The sequence below is a fragment of the Paenibacillus sp. J22P15 genome (assembly GCF_056269345.1).
The window spans coordinates 61,596-84,557 of record NZ_JBWDNT010000009.1 but is presented as its reverse complement, the minus strand read 5'-3'; the positions used below and the strand labels follow the sequence as shown (position 1 = coordinate 84,557).

Sequence of the window (22,962 nt, the reverse complement as noted above, 5' to 3'; positions counted from 1 at the left end):
TCTAATTCTAAATTAAGCCCATTCTCATTGATTCTCTAAAATATAAATAACCTCATCCACGCTCATCTCCCGCTCTACCTGCTCCTTCATATCCTTCAGCCGCACCAAGCCGGCCTGCCATGCTGTTTCTCCTACCATCAGCGCATAACGAGTTCTGCTGCTCGCTGCCGATGCAAGAATATTTTCAGGTTTCCGCCCGCTTGTATCTATCTTCACTCTAATGCCGCCAGCGCGGAGCTCCGCTGCAGTTTGCAGCAGCTCCGCAGCTGTCACTCCTATAGGAATAAGAATAACGGAAGCTGCTGCTGCAACCGTTTCTTTTTCACGTTCCTCAAGCAATGCCATCATAGACTCCATGCCAAACGATAATCCGACCGCACCATATTCAACATCGTCTGTGCCGACTAGTTGTCCAATTATTGCTTCATAACGTCCGCCGCCGCCCAAGCTCGATGAAAAACCTTTTGATACATCAAATACTTCATAAACCGTACCCGTGTAGAACGATAACCCGCACGCAAGAAAAGGATCAAACGTACAGACCGACTCTAATCCGAGCTTACGAAGAATATCTCGTACAGCAATGGTCTCTTGCGCCCCCGCACTGTTTTGCAGCTCATATTTGTCCAGCACCGCATCCAAAGTCGGTTCCTCCATCGTAATCAACTCCATAATCGAAGCAGTCATTTCGAAAGCCAACCCTTTCGCGATAAGCTCCTCCTTCACGCCATCATCTCCGATTTTCGCAAGCTTATCTAAAGACAGCATGACAGACAGAGAGTCCTTGTCCGGAATACCAATGGCAGTGAGCACCTCGCCTAGAAATCGCCTATTATTCCATTTCAATTGGATATCCAGCTTGAGCGTACTAAACACATCAACCGCCAGCTGCATCAATTCTACCTCAGCCTGCGGGCCGCTCACCCCAACAACGTCTGCATCACATTGCATAAATTCACGCAGTCTCCCGCGCTTAACAGGTCCATCTCGGAAAACCTTTCCCATTACATATCGTTTAAAGGGCAATTCAACAAGATCAGTTAGCTCAGTAGTCACCATTTCATCAAAGTCATAGAGCTCAAACTTTTCCCATAACGTCTCCTGTATCTTCCTTCTAATCGCCTGCTCTTTGCCAAAATAATTATAGGTCCCTTTTACATTTTGCATCACGATCATTCCTCTCTCGGTTTATTGGAATAAAAAAAACGCGCAGGACCTCATGGTCCTGCGCGCATCGTATGCTGCAGGGAGGCCAACGCGAGAAGCGCTAGCCCACCCTGAATGTTGATCAGGGGTGCTAACGCTTGGTGAAATGATGAAGCTGATTCAATTGGAATGTGTACATATGACCCAATCCCTTCGACTGAATTAATGTGATTATAGCGAATCATCGCTTATCGTGCAACACCTTCGTTCCACAGTACTGAGCGCAGTATCTTCGCCGCTCTCTTAAACAACGGTAGCCTTTTGTTATTTTGTTAGGTTAATAACTAACTCAATGAAATATAAATTCAGCTAATTATACCCTTAACTATCTAGCAGCAGGTAATTACGATGGATTCGCATTTAAATCAATCTATATGCTATTATAAAAGTTGGAAAACCAAGGCGGATGCTGCGCAAATCGGTTCGATCCGAAGTCATTTGCATTCGCAAATTTAAGGAGGATATTGAAATGTTGTTTAAAAACAAACGTCTAGGGATGATGATGCTCCTCATGCTCGCCCTGCTCGTTGTGGCATCGGGCTGCGGCGCTAATGGAAGTAAAGAAGGGAACAAAAACGCCGGATCAGGGGGCGGCAGCGCAAACACAACTACCCCGACGGAAACACCTGCGGAGGACGGCCCTGAGCTTCTTGGCTCGGACAAGCATCCCGTTGTAACCATTCAACTAAGCAATGACAAAATCATTAAACTTGAGCTATATCCAGAGGTTGCACCTAATACCGTAAACAACTTTATCTCCCTTATTAACAAAAACTTTTATGACGGCGTTATTTTCCACCGTGTTATTCCAGGTTTCATGATTCAAGGCGGGGATCCCGAAGGTTCCGGAATGGGCGGCCCAGGTTACAGCATTCCAGGCGAGTTCCAAAGCAACGGCTTCGAGAATAAATTGAAGCATACACGCGGGATACTCTCCATGGCTCGTACTAACGATCCAGATACAGGCGGTTCGCAATTTTTCATCATGGTGGCAGATGCTCCTTCGCTCGATAACGAATACGCCTCTTTCGGTAAAGTAACAGAAGGCATGGACGCCGTCGATGAAATCGTCAATCAAGAGACTGATGCAAGTGATAGACCAAAAACACCGATCTCCATGAAAAAAGTAACCGTAGATACGCTCGGCATGACGTTTGAAGAACCAACCAAAACAAATTAACAGCAGAATTTGAGAGAAGGGCTAAGCCCTTCTCTTTTTTTATAATTGACATCGCAATAATTAGTACTATATAGTACTAATATGAAAACTAATTCAAAATTATCCAATCGCGAGATTGCGCTCCAGACAGCTACCAGCCTTTTTTTGAGCAAAGGTTATCTAGTTACCAGCATGGATGATATCGTTGCTGCGAGCAAAGTATCCAAGACTAATATTTATTACTATTTCAAGAGTAAGGAGGAGCTGTTGTCCACCATTATTGAGCAGATGACTGAGCGATACGAAACACTTATCGCCCATATCGCCTCCCAAACTGAGCTGCCGATCATGGAGAGACTCACTAAGCTGATGCATGTGCTTATCGATCAAGACATCGATTGTCTCGGAGGCTGTCCTTTTCTTACACTTTACACACAGACACCTATGGAAGCAGCTGCGATCCGTGAACAAATCAGCCTTTTTTTCACCAGACAACTGACGATTCTCGAACAGCTTATTACAGAGGGCATCGCTAGAAATGAAATTAACAGAAACCTGTCTCCGCAGCCGACGGCTTCCTTAATTTTGTCCACGATCGAAGGCGGACTGTTCCTGCAGCATGCCAAACAGGATTCAACCATCCTACAGCAATCGCTTCATACTTTAGCTTCTATGCTGAAGTAATTTTTTTACTCAAATTAGTACTAAGTAGTATTACTAATAAATTTGAAGGAGTGTATTCATCATGGCAAATGTATTCATTACGGGCGGAACTGGTTTTGTTGGCTCGCAGGTTGTCAAACAGCTTGCAGCAAGCGGCCATCACATTACCGCTTTAGTCCGCTCCCATAGCAAGGCCGCTAAGCTCATGGAGCAAACCAATACGAAGGATTACAACTTCCTATCCGTTGTTATTGGAGACCTGACGAAACAAGGACTCGGCTTGTCCGCAAGCGACCGCCTTGCCCTACAAAGCGTTGACGTCATCATTCACGCTGGCGGACCGATGGATATTCTGCTAACTGAGCAGCAGGCCAAGCAGGTTTTTCTGGATGCAGCTGACTATTTAGCAACACTCGCAAACGAGCTTTACCAAAGCGGAAGTTTCCGCCATTTCATCCATGTCGTTGGCTACAAGAGCCCTGTAACGGATCAAAATTTAAATGAAACCACAGCTATAATGAAGCTGTTAGAGCATGAATCGCCTTATGAGAAAATGAAGATTACTGCCGATCTCCACATTCGTCATCAAGCTAAGCAAAGCGGATATTCACTTTCGGTCGTTCATCCAAGCGTGGTCATCGGCGAATCTGCCACTGGCAGCACAGAGCAAACCGGAGGACTCGGTATTTTAATCGCAGCATCTAGAAGAAAGCTTATGGGGGGGTGCCTGGAGGCAAGAAGCACTGGCTCCCGCTCGTCCATGTGGATCATACAGCCGCTTTCATCGCAGCTCTAGCAAACGAACAACATCCTTTGAACCAAACCTATTATTTACTTGATGAACAATCAGCCAGCCCTAATATGACCCAGCTTATTAAACTCATTAACAAGGAACTCCGCGTTCCTGCTCCAATCAGTTCTATCCCTCTTGCACTACTAGCAAAGCTGTTAAAAACCCGTATTGGCCGCAAGCTAGGCATTCCAAAGGAGTCGCTCAGCTTTATTGTCGATCACAATTTCCAGGTACAAAGCACTCAGCATATTCAGCAAAAGTATTCCCTGCCCAGATCTGTGAATGCTTCAATCCTCCCGCATGTGATCGCCGACTTAGACTATCGTCTATCACATGGCTCGCTGAACCACCCTCACTTCCAACGCAGCAAACGAGGCCCGCTCGCTACTCTTGAGAAAACAGGCAGCGGGAATCCAATATTGCTGCTGCCCGGCACCTTCAGCGGCGCGGACTGTCTTCTTCCGTTAGCTTCGGAGCTGCATGGTCGGCAGGTGTGGATTGCTGATCTGCCTGGCTTTGGGCGCTCCCCCTATCACCATCATCCCGCAAACGTAGTCGAGAGTCACGTAGATGCCATTATGTCGGCAGTTGCGGCGCAGCAACAATCCGTTACTTTAATTGGCCACTCCTATGGCGCTTTACTAGCAGCCAAGGTGATGGAACGAATGCCGGATCGCATTCATGCGGTATATTTGCTGCAGCCCGCGCTTCACCCTGCAAACGCTCAGTTTAAAAATCAGCTCGTTAATCGAATGATTTTGCCCCATTTATCTCAGGCCGCCTTCACCAAGAAGCTTGTATCACAGGGATGTTTCGAGAGCTTAAATCAAATACCTAAGAGCTACACCGAATATGTCATGAGCGAGCTTAGCTCACCGCGCGTGAGAACGACGCTCGCTGATACGATGGCTGCGTTATCGAAAGCCGAACACTTCGAGCTCCAGCCAGAACGGTGGAACGGCAAACAAATTAGTATTATTTGGGGTACACAGGATCGTGTATACGCAATGCCCAAAGCATATAGCACAGTCCCTACTCAGCTTATAACGAGCGGTCACCACTTTCCCCTCTCACATCCAGTTGAAACCGCACAGCTATTATTTCAAGCAGGGCTCTAATTTATATGAGCTGCTTTAAAAAACAAGGGACGCTTCGTCATTATTACGAGACCGTTCCTCTTTTTTTGCGCATAGATTTAAGCACTGGGCAATGACGGTTGACACTTTCGACCCTCAATGCTATGGTGGACGTCAGAAGGCATTCTGCTATTGACGCGGGATGCCTATCTGTATGGTTGGTAAGGGAGGATACTTCGAGTATGATTCAGGTTAAAGAATTTATTGATACAGATTCGGTTTTTGCAGAAAAAAGAGCTAATGAGTTTTTGGCAGAGCTGAACGACGATCAAGTCATTAATATTTGTTATGGCTCCATGATCAAAACAACGACATCAGGAAACGCCTATCAACGCAGCACTATTCTGGTCGTCTATAAGCAAAATAAAGAAAAAGAATAAAGAAAGCGGGTGATCCTATCATTAAGCCTCGTCGAGATAATCCAACATATCATGAGACGCAGGGAAATGAGGAAAAGGACATTCGGAGCACCAAAAAAGATAAGTGGGAAATATTTTTTTGCACTCTTTCATCCACGGCAGCAATTGGTTTGATAGCTATAGCTGTCGGCTATGCCATCTATGTATGTTTCATTAAATAGAGGCTGCTGTCTTGGAACCGCTATCACTTATTTTAATTGGAGGTTGACTATGAAATATTTAACTTTTAATCGTGCGTTTTTATTAAAGAGCGGAATATTCACAAAACCTTAGCTTCCTTTTCCCTCCCAGACAACAGCAAATAAGCAAGCACTCGTCGCCTATCCATGGCGCCAGCTGCTTGCTTATTTGTATTTCTTTTGTATTTACAAGCAATTCCGCGCCCGTAGATTAAACCGAGGTAACACAAAAATCTAGAAAAAAACTCATTCCCTTAAAACTCAAAGGAATGAGACTTTGCTGGAAACGATATTACGCTCGCGGCAGTGTGACTGTAACCGTCGTACCCGCTGCGGGCTGGCTTTGCAAAATAATGCTGCCTCGATGCAGAGCCACCATTTTTTGCACAATAGATAGTCCTAGCCCGCTTCCTGCGGAAGTATAATTACGGGCTTTATCCGCCTTATAGAATCGATCAAAAACAAACGGAAGGTCCTCTTCTGGTATTCCCATTCCCTTATCCTCTATCACGACGGTAATAACGTCACTCTCCGTTATTTTAATGCTAATTGGCTGCCCTGCATCAGAGAACTTAATACTGTTGGCGATCAGATTCAGCCATACCTCATAGAGAAGCTCTTGATCGGCATGAATGACGATGTCCGGCAGTTCAAGCTCCAATTGCAGATCCTTCTCCGTCCATTGCCATTCCAGCGTAATTAATAGCTGGCGTATTTGTTCGTCTAGGCGAAAGTCAGTCTTATGGAGCGGCTTACTATCTTTGTCTAGAGCAGCCAGCGTTAGCAGCTGCTTGCTTAAACGAGATAGACGCTTGCTTTCCTTCTCAATAATGGTCAAATAGCTATCCGTCTGTTCCGGTGTCGTTTCCTTATCAAGCACCGCCCGAGCTAAGCCCTGCATGGAAGTAAGCGGCGTTTGAAATTCATGGGAGACGTTCGCAACAAACTCTTGCCTCATCTGATCCAGCTGCTTAATTGCCACCGCCATGGCCGAGAAATTGCGTGCCAGTTCTCCAATCTCATCCTTGCGTGACAGCTGCAGCCCTGCTTCAAAATCACCTGCAACAATCTTCTTCGTTGCTCTTGTCAGCTCATTGACCGGCTTTACAATAAGGCGTGATAAGAAAACGATAAGCAGCAAACTAATTATAAAAGTAGCGCCGATCAATACAGCTGCAATAATACGAATTTCTCCAATTTGCTGCTGCAAATCAGGACGGATAAACAGAGCTGCTTTCCCCTCCTGCGTCTGAATCCTCAAACCCGCTGTATTCAAAATACTATTTTTGAAATAGGAAAACAGCTCCAGTCTGCCCTTCTGTTCCTCCAATCCTCTGTACATAGTCCCGTTCAACACGGATTGTATTTGCTCCTCGCTCAGCTTCCCATGCTTAAAGGGCGAGCCATAGACTTGTTCCTGCATATCTTCTCGAACCAAAAAAATCTGATAACCAAGCGCGGCAATATGTGTCAAATAGCTATCCAAATCCATTTCCGGATTTTGCTCATATTGGGCACTTATATTTTGGGCAATTGCGATCATTTTTTGTTCATTGCTTGATTGTTGATTATTTTGATAGTACAGGCTTGTGAACAGCAAACCAAGAATGAGGCTGATCATAGCGACCATCACAAACGTGAAGACGATACGTACATATAACGATTTCATCCCTCGTGCACCTCCAGCTTGTAGCCGAGACCTCGAATCGTAGTAATCGTAAAATCATTCTGGCAGTCCGCGAACCGCTCGCGCAGTCGTTTTATATGAACATCAACCGTGCGGCTGTCCCCTTTGAAATCTGCGCTCCAAATCAGCTGAATAAGCTGCTCCCTCGTATAAATACGGCCTGGATGGCTGGCGAGCTGCGACAGCAGCTCAAATTCACGCAGCGGCAGCGTAATTATTTCATCGCCTATTTTGATTTCATAACCTCTGCGATCAATAGATACGCTCCCGAGCTTGATCACCTCGGAGGATACAAGGCGATAGCGGCGCAGCAGTGCTTTTATTCGAAACAAAAGCTCCTTCGGTTCAAATGGCTTGACCAAATAATCGTCCGTTCCGGAATCAAACCCTTGCTCCTTATCCTCCATCTCCCCTCTTGCAGTCAGCATAATGACGGGAATGTCATAATGGTCTCTTATTTCACGGCACAGCTCGTAACCATTTTTTCCAGGCATCATAATATCGACGACAGCAAGATGAACCTGCTCGTTCTCAAGCAGCACAGACGCCGCTTGTCCATCCTCCGCTTCGAGCACGACGTAGCCGTCCTTCCCTAAGACGAATCGCAGCAGCTCTCGAATGGAGGAATCATCGTCTACAATTAACACGTGCATTCGCATTTGCTTGCTCCCTATAGATAATCTTATTTATCGTTATTGGCTCTATTATACTCCTCTATGCAAGCAACAAGAAAACACCCGTATTCGAAGGCGGTAAACGCATCTCCTACCGGTGTCATTCGCATATAGCGCCCATACAAAACATTTTAATAGATAACCGTACCTATGCCTATCCTTGCCGCAATGCCAAGCCGCTCCTCTGTACTTTCACCCTCCCACCACACGTCCCTCACCGATAAGCCGCGCAAATATTCGTAGTCTGGATGAACGACGATATCTTGCAAATATGCCGATATGCTGGCGTTCTCAAACCGCATGCGGTTCAGCGCACGAATAATATCTTTACCGGATTCAATACCGATTCCATGCCCAAAGTACAAGTCATCGTCCAGCATGATGACGTTTTCGCCCTGCCATTCAGGTGTTTCCGGATCATGCTCCGGGTTTTTGAAATAAAGTGCATCGCCGGGGTAGGCTTCGTTTTTATTAAAAGTTGTAATCAAGCTCAAATCACGGTCGTATTGCCAGTCGCGCAAAAATAAGTTTTTAAAATAAGCGTTAAACACAGCATCGCCAACCGTATCCAGTACCGCCTTATAAAAAATAATAATAATTGCACCCGCACACTCGAAGCCGTACAAATGTCCATTCTCAAAAATATCATTTATGCCAACAGAAGGCAGCACGCCTCCCTTTAGCTGAAAGCCGCCATTCTCCGTACGCGTCCAATATTGCTCATTGCACTTCGAGCCGGCAAAGGTCGCAAAGCTCACTCCGCTCGCATACAGCGCTTTTGCTGCCTCAACGGTATGCATTCGCATTTTCAGTTCGAACTCCAATGCATCATCAGACGGATAGCGATAGACAATCTGACTGTTCTGCTTTTCTTTCAGTATTTTCCTTTCAATTTCCGTCAACGTTAGAGGATTAAGCGTAAACGTCGGACTGCCTGATACAAGTATCACCTTCGGTTTCCTCCATTTCATTCATAATCGTATAGGTTATTGTACGTATAAAATAAAAATTGGTGAGTAGTGATCAAGCTGAACCTGCGCGCATGCCGTCGAAAAAGCTGAATGAGCAAGCTAGATTGATTGCTGTCAAATAGTTTCACAAGCAGCAGAAGGGGCTGTCCCAAAAGTCATCAAAGATGACGATGGGATAGCCCCTTTCTATTCAGAACAAATATGGTTCCCAAATTCACTACACAGTCGAATGTTCTTCCGATCGCTGTTGTTCGCGGAAACCTGCCCTTGTTAGGATGGAAGTACCAACATCTAGGAATCGTTCATACCTCTTTGCTCATTTATCTGTTTCTTCTGTATTCTCTTCATCCCATAACAGCCTCATTTCCGCGGAAACCGCGAGCAAATGATTCAGCGTTCCTTGAGCTTCTATTTTCCCATCTTTCATAACGATAATATGGTCAGCTCGCTGCAGAGCTGTCTTGCGATGAGAAACAATTAGGCATGCTGCATGCGGCATTTTCTCCACTCGCTCCCAAAGCAGCTTCTCTGTTGTCACATCCAGCGCGCTCGATAAGTCATCGAATACGAGCAGCTCCGGCTCACGGATGAACATCCGAGCAGCAGCTGTTCGCTGTGCCTGCCCCCCAGACAGCTTCACGCCGCGCTGGCCGATCATCGTTTCGAGGCCCTGCTCAAGCTGCAAAATATCTTTGTCCAGCACAGCCGTATGGATTGCTCTCTGCTTACGGTCTAGATCATCAGGCAATCCGAGCAAAATATTCGTTTGCAGCGTCTCGCTAAACAAATTAGGCACCTGCGAAGTATAGGCGCTTCGCGGCGGAGCAAAAAAAGTGTCCGGATTCGACACAAGCCTATCATTCCACCATATTTCTCCCGCTTGCAGCGGCAGCAGCCCCAGCACGGAGCGGAGCAGCGTTGTTTTGCCAGAGCCAATTCGCCCTGTTACAACAGTAAAGCTGCCCCTTGTAAGCTCCATGCTGATATCCTCAATTCCTCTGCCTGAATCTTTATAATGATAGCTGAGTCCTCGTATCGAAAGTGTGTGAAACCGGGCGTCATTTGCACCTTGCATTGTATCCCCGCTCTCCTCCGGAAATGAACCATTTAGCTGCAAAGAGCGATGCTCAGTAAGCTTATCGGTTGATGCGCCTTGTAACAACTGCACCATCCGCTTAAAGGAAATGCCTGTTTGCTGTACAGTAGCTAAAAACCTGCCAAAAAAAGCAGTGAAATCAGTCACGAACGTCAAATAGTAGACAAATAACGCAAAGTCACCGACACTCAGCTCCGAGCGCTGCATGGCGGAAGCGCCTAGAAGCAAAATAAATCCTGTTCCTAAATTAACGATATTCGCAAATACAGAATCCAGTATAGAGGTAAATAATCGATCCTTGAGCGCAGCCTGTCTACGCTGCTTATTTAATAGACGCAGTCTCTCGATAAACCGATTCTCAGCACCAGCAAGCTGAATAGCCTGCACCGAGCTGAACATTTCACCCACCATACCCGTTACTTTGCCCGTTGCATCACGACTGGTAGCACGGTAGGATTGCAGGCGCTTTGAGGCAATCTGAGTGACCGATACAACGAGAACCAGCGGAAGAAAAACATAACAGGTAATACTAACGTTAACACGCAGCAAAATAATGATTGCAGCAGCAGCAAATAACAATTTTCCAATGAAATCAAGCGTCCAGCTGATCGCGTCCTCTGCTTGATTGGCATCGTCGCGAAATTGTGTAGCCGCCTCGCCTGGCGAGCACGGAATCGCCGCCGCTGCCGGCTGTCGCAAAATCCAGCGCAGCATGTTCCACCGCAGCAAGGAGCTCATGTTAAAGCGATGAATCGTATCCGTTAATGCGCCGCCATAGATCATGACGATTCTAGCCACCGCTACGGCCATCAGCAGGACAGCCAAGTTTGAAGCGCTAAGCGACCAACTCGCTTGACCTGTCAGCGAATCAAAAAACTGCTGAATAATTAACCCGGGCAGCAGCGGGAAAAGATGAATGCCTGCCCAAAGTATAGCGTTTGCTGTATAGAGCACCGGGCGGTAACAAATGAGACGCCACATCGCTTGTATCGTAGACATTTCTTTGCTGTTCATACAAGCACCTCCGCTGCTCCGATTTGTAGTAATTGGTATAACCTCGAATTGGGATCAGCCGCGAGCTGTGATCTTACGCCTGATTCCACGGTCGTTCCTGCATCCAGAATGAGAATGTCATCTGCTCGTTTAATCGTGGCAAGCCGGTGGGCAATTATAATTGCAGTGCGACCTGCCAGCAGCTTGTCGATTGCTCTCTCAATATGCAATTCAGTCGCTGGATCAAGCCTTGAAGTTGCCTCATCGAGAATGACGATACCGGGATTAGAGAGAAAAGCACGAGCGAATGCAAGCAGCTGCGCCTCGCCTGCCGACAAGCCGCTTCCCCCCGAGGCAAGCTGTGTATCCAGCCCTTCCCCAAGTGAAGCCAGCCAGCTTCCTAACCCGAGATCATCGAGCACTTCATGAAGCCGTTCATCTGAAATCGATTTATCGTAAAGGGTGAGGTTATCACGCACAGACGCTTGAAACAGCTGAATATTTTGAGAAACCATTGCAATTCGGCTGCGCAGGTTTGGCAACGAAACATGTCGAATATCCGTTCCATTCAGCTGGATCGCACCTTCTTTTACATCATAGAAACGAACGAGCAGCCGCGCTAATGTGCTTTTTCCGCTCCCTGTCCGCCCTAGCAATCCGAGCACTCGCCCAGGCTTAAGCTCAAACTGAACATTTTGGAGCACATACTCCTCGTTACCGTCGCCGCCCTCGCCAGAATAAGCAAATGACACATTCTGATAATCAACAGAAAGAGCGCCTTCAGACAATACATCAGCTTTTTCTTTCTCTTTAAGCTTAGATTCGGTCGCAAATAGTCCGCTAACCCTTACAATACTAGCATCCGCCCGCTGTAAATCTTGAATTTGAGTGCGAATTTGCTCTAGCGGATGATTGAGCAGCTCCGTATACGTAAAGACCAAATAAATCGTGCCTAGGCTCATCGCATCCGTTGTCCACAAATAGGCGCAATATAATAAAGCCAACGATCGACCAAGAGTGAATACAAAGATCGTCGATACCCACATCGAATAACCGCCAATACTTGCTTTCAGAGTAATCGGCAATATTTTGCGGAGCAGTCCATGAAACCGCCTCATAACAAATTCACTCGCTCCATTTGCCCGTGTATCCTCAGTACCAGCCAGATGCTCGCCAACAAATCCATAAAACTCTGCGTGTGCTTCGCTTGATTTTACCCAAAATGGCGAGAACGCCGTCCGAATTCGTTGGAGCACAAATATCGTTAATATGACGAATACAGTCATGCCTGCTCCTAATCGCCAATCCTCCCGAAACATCAACACGAGTACACCTGCGATAAGCAAAAGGTTGGCAACCAACATAAATATGAAGTTGGAGAAGAAATGCGACAGCTCATTCACATCGCCATCAATCCTTTGAATCATCTCACCGCTCGTTCGTTCTTTGTGAAAAGATTGATCGAGGTGAAGGCAATGCTTCGCCAAATCGCCTCTCAGCTCATTCGTTGCTGTCCAGCCAACCTGTTCTCCGATATAACCAGAAGAAACACTGGCAAGCTGATACAGAAGCGCAACTGAAATGAACAGCAACGCACTGCCTATCAGGTCATTAATTTGAACGCCTGGCTGTAGGGCGCTATCAATAAAATGCCGAATGATTTGTGGATTCCAAAGCTGTAAACCAATACTGGCAAGAAGCAGTCCCGACAGCAGCACTAACTTGCGCCGCTCATGCTTTAAATAAGTGTTTAACAATTTCCAATATTGTTTCATGGGAATATTCATTTTCGATTACCTCCAAACAGCGGGGTTCTTCATCCATATATTTCATATTCATCTTAGAATGGAGAGAGGATTGGTGGCAAGGTAAAGAACAGCTATAGCTGCTCTGCACAGAACAAGAAAAGAGCTGACCCTTAAATAAGGACCAGCTCTGCATCTTTTTTTTGCATATTTACACACAAAGCAGATTCACACTCATTCGTGCATTATTTCTCGAGCAAACCAGCCTTCACCAAGCCGTTCCGAATCCCTTGCTCATCAACATGCGTCGTCACATAATCCGCAAATGGCAGCAGGTTCGGATGTGAGTTGCCCATAGCAACGCCGAAGCCGACTGTTTCCAGCATTTCAATATCATTCAGCCCATCGCCAAAAGCAACCGCATCCGCAGTCGTCATGCCTAGCTTATCAAGCAAAGCCTCAATTCCTTGTGCCTTCGAGCCTCCAGCAGGAAGAACATCAATGGCTTGAGGATGCCAACGAATAAGCTTCAGCTCGTCATGCAGTCCATCATACAGATGCTCATCGTGGCTCTCACAGTGCAGGAACACTTGGAAAATATCGTCCGTCTTCCAGAACTCTGGATTATAGCCCGGCAAATCCACTTTCAAAGAATTAACGGAATCTATAATAAAAGGATGATCCTCTTTGTCAGCAAAGAAGTTATGCTCCCCTTCAAAAACAAGCCCGTGATTATGCTCAGCTGCAACCTTAACGAGTCTCTCCAGTCGACCCTTCTCAATCTCACGTCGATAAAGCGGAGTTCCCTTGTAGACAACATATCCGCCATTTAGACATACGAATGACTCGATTCCGAGCTGCTCAGCGAGCGGCTTAATAAAGTAAGGTGCTCTGCCTGTTGCAATTACTGGCTCAACGCCGCTTTCCTTCAGCTCAGCAATCGCCTTAATCGTATCTGCTGGTATTTCTTTATGCTCGTTGATCAATGTTCCGTCGATATCAAAAAATACAATTTTGTACCCCATCTTCTCTTCTCTCCAATCCGTAGTCGCAGACGTCCGGCGCCTGTCCTTTTTATATAGTATAAAGAATCCGACTCGGAAAAGAAATCATTGACCGTATACCGGAATAAAAAGAAGCACCAGCTGCGGCTGATGCTTCTTCGTTATTCATAGGGTTACCAGCCAAAGTCTAGCCCTTTGCCCGTCTCGACAAAGGTCTTCAAATTACTAATAATCATCCACCACTGACTATCCACTGTTGCGAGCGAAGGGTGATTTTCAGTAAACTGATCATTGACTAGAGTTAATTTCGTTGTTGCTCCAACCTCTTCTAACGTAAAGGTAATTCTGGACTCCAGCTCCGCATGGTTCGGACGGTAAGAGGGGCCTGGATGCTCCAATACGCTAAATATTTTATTCGTTTCATATGCTAAAATAGTACCATAAATGTGAACCGTCTCATCACCTTCCGTACCGGGACCAACGTATTGAAAGGAAGAACCCGCTTCAAAGGCGGAATTAATGACGCAGCCAAAAAAAGTTTGCCGCGTTCCCTCCGGCGATACTAACGCATCCCATACCTTCTCAGGCGCTGCACCGATATAAAACTCATATTTAAACTCCATGTGTTACACTCCTTTTTTGATTTCATTTCATGTTTGCAGCAGTAAATAGCTGACGTTTTCTAACCGTAGTATAAAGCTATTTGAATGGATAGTATTGTAAAAACGCGACAATTCGATCATTAGGAGAGATTGATAGATGAAAGCTATCGAGCAAAAGCGCAGCATGGGTATTTTGCAGATGAACGAGGCCGAGAAAAAATTTCATATTGCCCGTTATGCCCCTTCCGAGTCTCTCCAGCATTTCGTTAAGCACTATTGGATCGTGAGCTGGAATTTGGAAGAACAAGCACCATATTTGCAGGATGTTGTTCCGAATCCTTGTGTCAATTTAGTTATAGAAAACGATAAAAGCGGCATTTATGGCGTTGCCAGCCGGATGTATACGAAGACAATTGAAGGAAAAGGACAAGTATTCGGCGTGAAATTCCAGCCTGGAGGGTTTTATCCTTTCGTAAAAACACCTCTTTCGAATCTTACTGATCAAGCGATGTCGATTGAAGCTGTTTTCGGTATAGAGGCTATAGAATACGAGCAGCAGCTACGGTCCGCAGTGAACCCTGCTGAATTAGTCGCACTTACGGAAGCTTTATTTCGACGTCATCTCCCACAACAGGATGATTCGATTACGTTTATAAATTCAATCATCGCAAAAATTCTAGAGGACCATGAGCTGACCCGGGTGGAGCAGCTGTGCGAGAGCTTCAATATAAACAAAAGAACACTTCAGCGCCTATTTAACCAATATATCGGCATAAGCCCAAAGTGGGTTATTAAGCTATATCGATTGCAAAATGCGGCAGAAGCTATCGATAAGAACAGTCATTATGACACTTTAAAGCTGTCTGCCGAGCTCGGCTACTATGATCAATCTCATTTCATAAAGGATTTCAAATCCATTATCGGTAAAACGCCAGATGAGTATGCCAAAACGCTAGTTTTGTAGCACAAACATCGCTTGACTGCGGCCTGGAGCATCCTGTATATTTATAGAAACCAGTTCAATAAGTACGGCTTACGATGGAAGCACCCGTAAGAGATGGCGTATTACGCCTATCTTGCAGGTGCTTTTTTTGCGTTGTTTGCCTAAACCAAAGGAGGTTTTATTGATCATGCAATCCGTTACCAAAGCAACCGCAATCCTGCTTGTGCTCGTACTCGTGCTTGTTAGTCCAGCCGCTCTTGCCGCTGCATCGTTTGAGTTTAGCGTTACCGCCAAAACCGCTTTTGACAAAATGAAAGCAGCTGCGGATAAAGGGACCTCCGCCAAATTAACGTCGCATTACACTGAATTGCAGGCTAGCCAGAATCAGACCGTTGAATGGGATGTGCGAATAGACAAACTGCATTATCAGAATGAGGAGGCTGTGCTCGCTACGCGGAAGCGAATAAAAAAAGTGGACGCGGAGAAACTGATCCGCCTAGAAGCAGCTGTTACGCAAACAAAAAAGAAATACGAGCCCCTGTTCCATCTCTATGATACGTTGAACCAACAGCTTAAAATAGCCAAATCATTCAAGGATAAGATGCTGACGAATGTGCTAAAGCCTCAGGTTGAAACGACCAAAGCTGCCGTTTCGCTTGCCAAGCTGGATATACGCAGCAAAGAGACCGCCCTAAAGACAGCGAAAGCGAACAAAGCCAAAACGATCAAAAAATTACGTGAGCTTCTGAGCGGTATCGACCCGCTTAAGGTAAAAATTAAATCTTCCAAGAGTGTAATCAGCAGCACAAAGAAACAGTTTGCGACGGAGAGCTCGATTTTAAATCAGATGTTGAAAAAAGGGGACGTGTCAGCCACTTTAAGCTCCTTTATTAGAATGCTCGCATACACGAAACAAATTAACGAGCAGAAGCAAAAGACATATACATATGAGCAGCAAACGAAGATCATTATTGCTAAAGTCGACGCACAAATAGCAGCCAATAAGTAATATAAGCATCCAGCAAAAAAAGACGACCGCAGATCGTGAACGCCACGTCTTGGTCGTCTTCTATACTTTATATTGCAGGGAACTGCACCTCAACAATCGTGCCCTCTCCAAGCTTGCTGGATAGCGACAAGCGGCCGCCATGCGAGGACATAATTTTATCCACAATCATCATACCTAGCCCGTTCCCATCACGCCTTGTTGTATGAAAGGGCTGTCCGATACGCTCCATCACTTCATCCGTCATTCCAACACCATTATCGGTGAACCGAATACGTTGAAAGCTGTTCGCAACATCAAGTACGATGTTAACTTCACCGCCATAGGGCAGAGCTTCCAAAGCATTTTTTAAAATATTCAAAAATACCTGCTTCACTTGATCACGATCACACATAATTTTTACCTTCTCAACCATCTCACTACGCAGCCTAATGCCGTTCATCTCGAATTGCAATTCGAATACCGAAACGACCTCTTGCAAAATCTCGTCACAATATTCTTCCTTATACTGAACCGCTTGCGGTCTGCCTAATATTAAATACTCACCCACAATCGCATTCATCCGCTCCAGCTCCGACATCATCAAGTTGTAGTGCTGTGGATTGGTTGTTTTGCTGGACAATTGAAGCATGCCCTTCACCGTAGTCATCGGATTACGAATTTCATGCGCAATGCTGACAGCAAGCTGGCCTGCAAACACGAGCTTCTCGTTATTGCGAAGCAGCTCCTCCGCTATCTTCATCTCTGTAATATCCCGCAAACTTCCGACTACCCGGGTTAGCTTGCACTCATTATCGTAGATAGGAACCACATCAAGCATAAAGTAACGCAGCTTATCTTCTACTGGAATAGATAACTCTATGCCTACACAGGATTCATCACGTTTCAATACACGCTCGAAATAAGATCCAATGATGCCTACTTGAAATACACTCGTGCCTAGGCAGCTGCTCTCTTCATGAAGGGAATTGTTCAATATCGATTCGCAATAATCGTTGATTTCTACAATAACACCCTGCACATCTGCAATGATGACACCATAATAGTTTGTATCCAGAAGAACCTGGTTCAAGATTTGAAGCTGTGTATTATGCTTCCGCAATATAAGCTCACGCTCAATAGAATCCACAATCGTACATAAGAGCGCAAGCAAATGAGGATGAGCAAACTCCGTAGTGGTCATGATAGAAACCGTACCTAGCAGCTGACCGTTGTCCTCCATAAAGAAAGGCGCGGTATAACAAGCGGTCTCGTGCAATACTTTATGGTAATGGTCATCACCTACAAGTTGAATAGGCAGCTGCTGACGTAAGCTTAGTTCAATCGCACTCGTACCAATATCTTCAGAGTATCGTACACCTTCAACAACACCCAGCGTTCGAACCTGACTAATAATTGAGGCATTTCCTCTGAATTCAAGGATGTAACCTTCATTGTCCGATATGGCAAGGAAAAAGGGGTCATTTGCAACTGTCGATAAAAACTTTTCAACAAAAACACTAATAACCTCAATAATTTCTTTGTAATGTCCTTGCCGGGCTTTAAGCTCCTCATCAGAGAACCGCTGTGTAAAGACAGGCAGCACATCAGGATTCAGACCTCTCAACCGGCTTTGTCTATTTGATTCTATAATTAAATCGTTATTGATCATATGATGTACCAACTAACCTTTCTAGAACAGCTAGATTCCATTTTGTTGAACATTATCCCATATTCTAGCTCTACCTCTCACATTCCTTCCCATTTTTATTAAAATTCACTTAATATCTACATTTACCATCAAAAAGAACACAAATATTCGCTAAAGATGTATCACCAGGCCAAACCCCTGGTTTATTTTCGGTGCGTATGGTCATAATACTACTGCATTTTTCTATTAAATAATTGCTACCCCCAAATTTGGGGGTATGGTATGGTTATCTAAAAATGGAGGATTTTGATGAAAAGAACATTATTAGTGTTTCTCTTTCTAATTATAACATCAGTTATATATTTGGGATGCCAGGATGAAAATAGAACGTCAACGTTCGGGTTGTTCCACATCATTAATAAAGGTCACCCGTCTGTCATTCTTTGTCATTAATCATATGATTTACTCTAACTAACGAACAAAGCTGAAAATAAGTTGCGGAATAATTAACAATGAGGGACAATGTTTCGCTCCCTCATGTCTTCAAGCTCTGCTCTAGATCTTCAAGCAGATCTTCACTATCTTCAATGCCGACCGATATGCGTACTAATCCGTCCGTAATGCCAAGCTGCGCACGCCGCTCGCTAGGAATAGATGCATGCGTCATTCTTGCAGGCACAGATATGAGACTCTCTACTGCACCTAAGCTCTCAGCAAGTGTGAAATATCTCAACTTTCGGATCATCGCAGCCGCTTTCTCCGCACTGCCTACGTCAAATGATAGCATTCCGCCGAAGCCGCGCGCCTGCCGCTTGGTCAGCTCGTGCTGCGGATGGCTCAGCAGACCAGGGTAATAAATGCTTTGAACGGCTTCTTGTCCTGATAAATAAGAGACGATTGCCTTGGCGTTCTCCTCATGTGCTTCCATGCGCAGTCCAAGTGTCTTCAAACCGCGGATGAGCAGCCACGAGTCCTGTGGACCGAGTATTCCGCCTGTCGCATTTTGCAGAAAATGAAGCTCCTCGCCCAGCTTATCGTTGCTAACGACAACAAGTCCGGCAACAACATCACTATGCCCGCCGATGTATTTCGTAGCCGAATGAAGCACGATATCGGCTCCCAGTGCAATCGGGTTTTGCCAATAGGGCGTGCTAAACGTGTTATCCACGATAAATAGCAGCTGCCTAGCTTTAGCCCATGTCGCTACAGCCGCAATGTCCGTTACTTTAAGCAGCGGATTCGTCGGTGTTTCCACAAACAACGCCTTCGTATTTGGTTGAACCGCCTTCACTATTTCTTCTAGACTTGTCGTATCTGCAAAGGTCGCTTCAATGCCAAGCCGGCTCAGCACCTTCGTAACAATCCGATACGTCCCCCCATACACATCATCCGTCAAAATAATATGATCGCCTGTGCTCAGCATCGAAAATACAGCATGGATAGCCGCCATGCCCGAGCTAAATGCAAATCCTCTTGCACCTTCCTCCAGCTCAGCAATATACTGCTCCAGTGCATGACGCGTCGGATTGCCGGTACGTGAATATTCATAGCCCTTATGAACACCTATATCGTCCTGCTTATAGGTGCTGACCTGATAAATCGGTACGCTGACTGCACCTGTAAATGGATCAAATGAGCTGCCTCCATGAATGAGCCTTGTTTTTCGCCTCAGCTTAAGCACCTCCTTTGTAAATCTGTTTGCTTAAGTACCTCTCACTTCCATCTGGAAAAATAGTAACGATTCGGCTGCCCGGCGAAGCGATCTTTGCTTCAAGCAAGGCCGCATGCAGCGCAGCGCCTGATGAACTGCCCACAAGCATCCCCTCGAGCTGTGCCAGCTCCTTCACTCTTGCAAAAGCATCCTCATCCTTAATCGTGTGGATAGCATCGAAATAACTGCTGTCCATAAACGGAGCCAGCGACTCTACGCCAATTCCCTCTGTCCTGTGGGGGCCCAGAGCTCCACCAGCAAGTATAGAGCCTTCCGGCTCAACGATGACTGTCTTCACTTTTGGATTCTGTTCCTTCAAATATTGTGCCGTTCCCATGAATGTGCCTCCAGTTCCCGCTCCAGCAACAAAAACATCAACTGCCCCATTCAAATCCTGCCAAAGCTCAGGGCCCAGCGTTTTATAGTATGTGAGCGGGTTAGCTGCATTAGAGAATTGTCTAGGTGAATATGCGCCCGGTATTTCCTTAATAAGCTCTTCCGCTCTTTGCACCGCACCTACTATGCCAAGCTCAGTCGGCGTATTTACAATTCGCGCGCCAAGCGCTCTCATTAACTGCTGTTTTTCTGTGCTAAATTTGTCTGGAACAACGAAGATCGTGGAAATTCCCCGACCTATTGCGGCTAATGCGAGCCCTATTCCCGTATTGCCCGCCGTTGCTTCTATAACGGTACCCCCAGGCTGCAATTGTCCACTCGCGAATGCAGCATTCAATAGCTCGACGCCAAGCCGATCCTTGACGCTTCCTCCCGGATTTTTATACTCAAGCTTCGCATAAAGCCTTACGTCTTCCGGCAGCGCATAACTTGTAAGCTCAACTAGCGGCGTATTGCCAATTAGTGCATGGACATTCTGATACAACGCCATTTGCAATCCCTCCCACGACTCCTATTTCCTCCTACGCGCATCCTTAAATGGGGCTATACCCTTCATCATATGAAGCTGCTTCTCTTTGTGTTTATGCCCTGTAAGCCTACTTTAAGGCGTTGGCGTTGTTCCAGCTAACAGAAAAAGGGATGCCCCTCAAGTAGAAAAATCTACTTTAGAGCATCCCTTTGTCATCCTATTGGATGGTTCTGAAAATCTCTCAAACCACACTAAGCTTTAGCTGCAATCTCATCAATTATGCGCTGTACAATCTCGGCAATCGATTGTGATCCGAGGTCCCCCTCGCCTCGTTTCCTAATGGCAACTGTACCCGCATTTTTTTCATTCTCTCCTAAAACAAGCGTGTAAGGCACTTTCTCCAGACCTGCCTCGCGAATCTTGTATCCTAACTTCTCATTCCGTGTATCCACCTTCGTACGAATACCCGCAACAGCGAGTGCTTCCTTCACCTGCAAGGCATAGTCGATATACTTCTCCGAGACAGGCAGCAGCTTAACCTGAACAGGTGCAAGCCATAGCGGGAACGCCCCCGAATAATGTTCTGTCAAAATGCCGATAAAACGATCAATCGACCCATACACTGCACGGTGAATGACGACAGGGCGATGCTTCTGGTTATCTTCGCCAATATAAGACAAATCGAACTTCTCCGGCATTTGGAAATCAAGTTGGATCGTACCGCATTGCCAGCTGCGCTTCAAGGCATCGAGAATATGAAAGTCAATTTTCGGTCCATAAAATGCACCGTCGCCCTCATTCACACGATATTGAATATTGCGGCTATCAAGCACGCTGCGCAGCGATTGCTCCGCTTGATCCCACAGCTCCTCTGAGCCCATGGAGTCTTCCGGTCTAGTCGACAGCTCGATCTTGAAATCAAAACCGAATACACCATAGATATAATCGATCAAGGCAATTGCATGACTAATCTCCGATTCAATCTGATCGGGACGGACGAATATATGCGCATCATCCTGACAGAACGTGCGCACCCGCATCATACCGTTCAGCGCCCCTGAGTACTCATGCCGATGAACCTGACCAAATTCCGACATGCGAATCGGCAGCTCCCTGTAGGAGTGCAGGTTATTTTTGAAAATCAGCATATGCCCTGGGCAGTTCATCGGTTTAAGCGCATAAGCCGTATCGTCAACATTTGTAAAATACATATTGTCCTTGTAATGATCCCAGTGTCCCGATTGCTCCCATAAACGCTGATTCATCATAAACGGCGTGCGAACTTCCTCATAATCCCGCTGGCGCTGCTGCTCGCGAATCAGACTCTCCAGCTCCGTTCTAATCGTCATGCCGTTCGGCAAATAGAAAGGCATGCCCGGCGCTTCCTCCGAGAACATAAACAGCTCCAGCTCTTTGCCAAGCTTGCGGTGATCACGCTTCTTCGCTTCCTCCAGCAGCTGCAAATGCTCATCAAGCTGCGACTTCTTAGGGAAGGACGTTCCGTATATCCGCTGCAGCATTTTATTATCCGAATTGCCGCGCCAATAAGCACCTGCTACACTTTGCAGCTTAAACGCCTTTATACGTCCAGTGGACGGTAAATGTGGACCGCGGCAAAGATCAACGAACTCACCCTGCTCATACAGCGTAATCACTGCTTCATCCGGCAAATCACGAATTAATTCCATCTTCAGCGGCTCATCCGACTTCACAAAAAGCGCTGTCGCTTCCTCGCGGCTTACCTCACGACGCAGTATCGGCAGATTTTCTTGAATAACTTTGTTCATCTCAGCTTCAATAGCAACAAGATCATCGCTTGATAACGGCTTCTCGATATCAACGTCATAATAGAAACCGTCCTCAATGACAGGGCCGATTCCGAGCTTAACCGTCTTCTCCCCGTAGATGCGTTTGATCGCTTGTGCCATGACATGAGCTGTACTATGACGGTAAAGCTTAAGCCCCTCCGCACCATCGAGCGTAATAATCTCAACACTGCTGCTTGCAAGAATCGGCTGGTTCAGATCAACAACCTTGCCATCGACTTTTCCGGCTACTGCATTTTTTCTCAGTCCCATACTGATTGATTCGGCAACTTGTGCAGCGGTTGTCCCTTGCGGATACTCCTTAACTGTTCCATCTGGTAATGTAATTGCAATACTCATTATGCAGCCTCCGATCGAATTTAGTTGAACGCAAAAAAAACACATCTCTCCCACCAAGGGACGAGTGCGTTCAGCTCGTGGTTCCACCCTCATTCGATCTGCTGCTGTATGTTACTGGCTAAACAAGCCAGATCCTAAGCTAAAGCAAGATCCTTATTGAGCATCCGATAACGAGGATGAATCGGTGTTATTTACAGTCGCTAAGTAGAAGCAGCGGGTTCAATAACACGGCTACAAAGGGGTAATTACACAATCGGTTGCTGGAGAAGCTCTCAGCCTTAGCCTCTCTCTCTGGACAGCCCGCACAAGGTAATC

At 46.1% G+C, this 22,962-nt stretch carries 19 protein-coding genes; 7 read left to right on the top strand and 12 right to left on the bottom strand.

Features of this window, described 5'->3' with window-relative positions; genetic code table 11:
* Window positions 1-24: 24 nt before the first annotated feature.
* Entirely contained in the window at window positions 25-1,167 is a 1,143-nt protein-coding gene (locus AC0YN6_RS18970; protein WP_475748847.1) for an ATP phosphoribosyltransferase regulatory subunit, read from the bottom strand.
* A gap of 508 nt (window positions 1,168-1,675) precedes the next feature.
* Here AC0YN6_RS18970 and AC0YN6_RS18965 point away from each other — a divergent pair.
* The 5 genes from AC0YN6_RS18965 to AC0YN6_RS18945 all read left to right on the top strand — a co-directional run bounded on the left by AC0YN6_RS18965 (window position 1,676) and on the right by AC0YN6_RS18945 (window position 5,337).
* Window positions 1,676-2,386: a peptidylprolyl isomerase gene (locus AC0YN6_RS18965; RefSeq protein ID WP_475748711.1), complete on the top strand. Its 711-nt coding sequence runs from the start codon at window positions 1,676-1,678 to the stop codon at window positions 2,384-2,386.
* Window positions 2,387-2,467: 81 nt separating this feature from the next.
* A complete protein-coding gene (locus AC0YN6_RS18960; protein ID WP_475748710.1) occupies window positions 2,468-3,049 on the top strand; it encodes a TetR/AcrR family transcriptional regulator in 582 nt (193 codons plus the stop codon).
* A gap of 61 nt (window positions 3,050-3,110) precedes the next feature.
* Window positions 3,111-3,824, top strand: coding sequence for an SDR family oxidoreductase (locus AC0YN6_RS18955; RefSeq protein ID WP_475748709.1), 714 nt, complete (start codon window positions 3,111-3,113; stop codon window positions 3,822-3,824).
* Complete coding sequence (locus AC0YN6_RS18950) at window positions 3,752-4,939, top strand: alpha/beta fold hydrolase (protein ID WP_475748707.1); 1,188 nt, start codon at window positions 3,752-3,754, stop codon at window positions 4,937-4,939. The genes AC0YN6_RS18955 and AC0YN6_RS18950 overlap by 73 nt, the downstream gene beginning before the upstream one ends.
* A 200-nt stretch (window positions 4,940-5,139) precedes the next feature.
* Entirely contained in the window at window positions 5,140-5,337 is a 198-nt protein-coding gene (locus AC0YN6_RS18945) for a sporulation protein Cse60 (RefSeq protein ID WP_475748706.1), read from the top strand.
* 510 nt (window positions 5,338-5,847) lie between these two features.
* On the opposite strand, the gene AC0YN6_RS18940 is transcribed toward AC0YN6_RS18945, so the two are convergent.
* The 7 genes from AC0YN6_RS18940 to AC0YN6_RS18910 form a co-directional block, all read right to left on the bottom strand.
* The gene (locus AC0YN6_RS18940; RefSeq protein ID WP_475748705.1) at window positions 5,848-7,224 is read right to left on the bottom strand and encodes a sensor histidine kinase; all 1,377 of its coding nucleotides are present in this window, start codon (window positions 7,222-7,224) and stop codon (window positions 5,848-5,850) included.
* Entirely contained in the window at window positions 7,221-7,901 is a 681-nt protein-coding gene (locus AC0YN6_RS18935; protein ID WP_475748704.1) for a response regulator transcription factor, read from the bottom strand. Before AC0YN6_RS18935 ends, AC0YN6_RS18940 begins: the two co-directional genes overlap by 4 nt.
* Window positions 7,902-8,047: 146 nt before the next feature.
* Window positions 8,048-8,866 carry a protein-glutamine gamma-glutamyltransferase gene (locus AC0YN6_RS18930; protein WP_475748703.1) on the bottom strand — a complete coding sequence of 273 codons (819 nt, stop codon included), beginning with the start codon at window positions 8,864-8,866 and terminating at the stop codon, window positions 8,048-8,050.
* Window positions 8,867-9,203: 337 nt separating this feature from the next.
* The gene (locus tag AC0YN6_RS18925; RefSeq protein WP_475748702.1) at window positions 9,204-10,997 is read right to left on the bottom strand and encodes an ABC transporter ATP-binding protein; all 1,794 of its coding nucleotides are present in this window, start codon (window positions 10,995-10,997) and stop codon (window positions 9,204-9,206) included.
* Complete coding sequence (locus tag AC0YN6_RS18920; protein ID WP_475748701.1) at window positions 10,994-12,763, bottom strand: ABC transporter ATP-binding protein; 1,770 nt, start codon at window positions 12,761-12,763, stop codon at window positions 10,994-10,996. Before AC0YN6_RS18920 ends, AC0YN6_RS18925 begins: the two co-directional genes overlap by 4 nt.
* 203 nt (window positions 12,764-12,966) lie before the next feature.
* Window positions 12,967-13,746, bottom strand: a complete 780-nt coding sequence (locus AC0YN6_RS18915) for a Cof-type HAD-IIB family hydrolase (protein ID WP_475748700.1) — start codon at window positions 13,744-13,746, stop codon at window positions 12,967-12,969.
* Window positions 13,747-13,898: 152 nt separating this feature from the next.
* On the bottom strand, window positions 13,899-14,348 hold the full coding sequence (locus AC0YN6_RS18910) for an SRPBCC family protein (RefSeq protein WP_475748698.1): 450 nt from the start codon (window positions 14,346-14,348) through the stop codon (window positions 13,899-13,901).
* Between the two features lie 136 nt (window positions 14,349-14,484).
* On the opposite strand from AC0YN6_RS18910, the gene AC0YN6_RS18905 reads away from it, so the two are divergent.
* A complete protein-coding gene (locus tag AC0YN6_RS18905; protein ID WP_475748697.1) occupies window positions 14,485-15,291 on the top strand; it encodes a DUF6597 domain-containing transcriptional factor in 807 nt (268 codons plus the stop codon).
* Window positions 15,292-15,457: 166 nt separating this feature from the next.
* Window positions 15,458-16,279, top strand: coding sequence for a hypothetical protein (locus AC0YN6_RS18900; protein WP_475748695.1), 822 nt, complete (start codon window positions 15,458-15,460; stop codon window positions 16,277-16,279).
* Between the two features lie 67 nt (window positions 16,280-16,346).
* On the opposite strand, the gene AC0YN6_RS18895 is transcribed toward AC0YN6_RS18900, so the two are convergent.
* From AC0YN6_RS18895 to thrS, 4 genes are all read right to left on the bottom strand, one after another.
* The gene (locus AC0YN6_RS18895) at window positions 16,347-17,927 is read right to left on the bottom strand and encodes an ATP-binding protein (protein WP_475748694.1); all 1,581 of its coding nucleotides are present in this window, start codon (window positions 17,925-17,927) and stop codon (window positions 16,347-16,349) included.
* A gap of 514 nt (window positions 17,928-18,441) precedes the next feature.
* Window positions 18,442-19,578 carry a bifunctional cystathionine gamma-lyase/homocysteine desulfhydrase gene (locus AC0YN6_RS18890; protein ID WP_475748845.1) on the bottom strand — a complete coding sequence of 379 codons (1,137 nt, stop codon included), beginning with the start codon at window positions 19,576-19,578 and terminating at the stop codon, window positions 18,442-18,444.
* Window position 19,579: 1 nt separating this feature from the next.
* Window positions 19,580-20,503, bottom strand: coding sequence for a PLP-dependent cysteine synthase family protein (locus AC0YN6_RS18885; RefSeq protein ID WP_475748693.1), 924 nt, complete (start codon window positions 20,501-20,503; stop codon window positions 19,580-19,582).
* Between the two features lie 230 nt (window positions 20,504-20,733).
* A complete protein-coding gene (gene thrS, locus AC0YN6_RS18880; protein WP_475748692.1) occupies window positions 20,734-22,647 on the bottom strand; it encodes a threonine--tRNA ligase in 1,914 nt (637 codons plus the stop codon).
* Window positions 22,648-22,962: the final 315 nt, after the last annotated feature.

Bases quoted from the DNA above. Each gene is read 5' to 3' on its own strand.
- AC0YN6_RS18925 (WP_475748702.1), bottom strand. From the start codon at position 10,997: ATGAACAGCAAAGAAATGTCTACGATACAAGCGATGTGGCGTCTCATT.
- AC0YN6_RS18910 (WP_475748698.1), bottom strand. From the start codon at position 14,348: ATGGAGTTTAAATATGAGTTTTATATCGGTGCAGCGCCTGAGAAGGTA.
- AC0YN6_RS18955 (WP_475748709.1), top strand. From the start codon at position 3,111: ATGGCAAATGTATTCATTACGGGCGGAACTGGTTTTGTTGGCTCGCAG.
- AC0YN6_RS18920 (WP_475748701.1), bottom strand. From the start codon at position 12,763: ATGAATATTCCCATGAAACAATATTGGAAATTGTTAAACACTTATTTA.
- AC0YN6_RS18940 (WP_475748705.1), bottom strand. From the start codon at position 7,224: ATGAAATCGTTATATGTACGTATCGTCTTCACGTTTGTGATGGTCGCT.
- thrS (WP_475748692.1), bottom strand. From the start codon at position 22,647: ATGAGTATTGCAATTACATTACCAGATGGAACAGTTAAGGAGTATCCG.
- AC0YN6_RS18905 (WP_475748697.1), top strand. From the start codon at position 14,485: ATGAAAGCTATCGAGCAAAAGCGCAGCATGGGTATTTTGCAGATGAAC.
- AC0YN6_RS18960 (WP_475748710.1), top strand. From the start codon at position 2,468: ATGAAAACTAATTCAAAATTATCCAATCGCGAGATTGCGCTCCAGACA.
- AC0YN6_RS18885 (WP_475748693.1), bottom strand. From the start codon at position 20,503: ATGGCGTTGTATCAGAATGTCCATGCACTAATTGGCAATACGCCGCTA.
- AC0YN6_RS18965 (WP_475748711.1), top strand. From the start codon at position 1,676: ATGTTGTTTAAAAACAAACGTCTAGGGATGATGATGCTCCTCATGCTC.
- AC0YN6_RS18945 (WP_475748706.1), top strand. From the start codon at position 5,140: ATGATTCAGGTTAAAGAATTTATTGATACAGATTCGGTTTTTGCAGAA.
- AC0YN6_RS18915 (WP_475748700.1), bottom strand. From the start codon at position 13,746: ATGGGGTACAAAATTGTATTTTTTGATATCGACGGAACATTGATCAAC.
- AC0YN6_RS18900 (WP_475748695.1), top strand. From the start codon at position 15,458: ATGCAATCCGTTACCAAAGCAACCGCAATCCTGCTTGTGCTCGTACTC.
- AC0YN6_RS18935 (WP_475748704.1), bottom strand. From the start codon at position 7,901: ATGCGAATGCACGTGTTAATTGTAGACGATGATTCCTCCATTCGAGAG.
- AC0YN6_RS18970 (WP_475748847.1), bottom strand. From the start codon at position 1,167: ATGCAAAATGTAAAAGGGACCTATAATTATTTTGGCAAAGAGCAGGCG.
- AC0YN6_RS18895 (WP_475748694.1), bottom strand. From the start codon at position 17,927: ATGATCAATAACGATTTAATTATAGAATCAAATAGACAAAGCCGGTTG.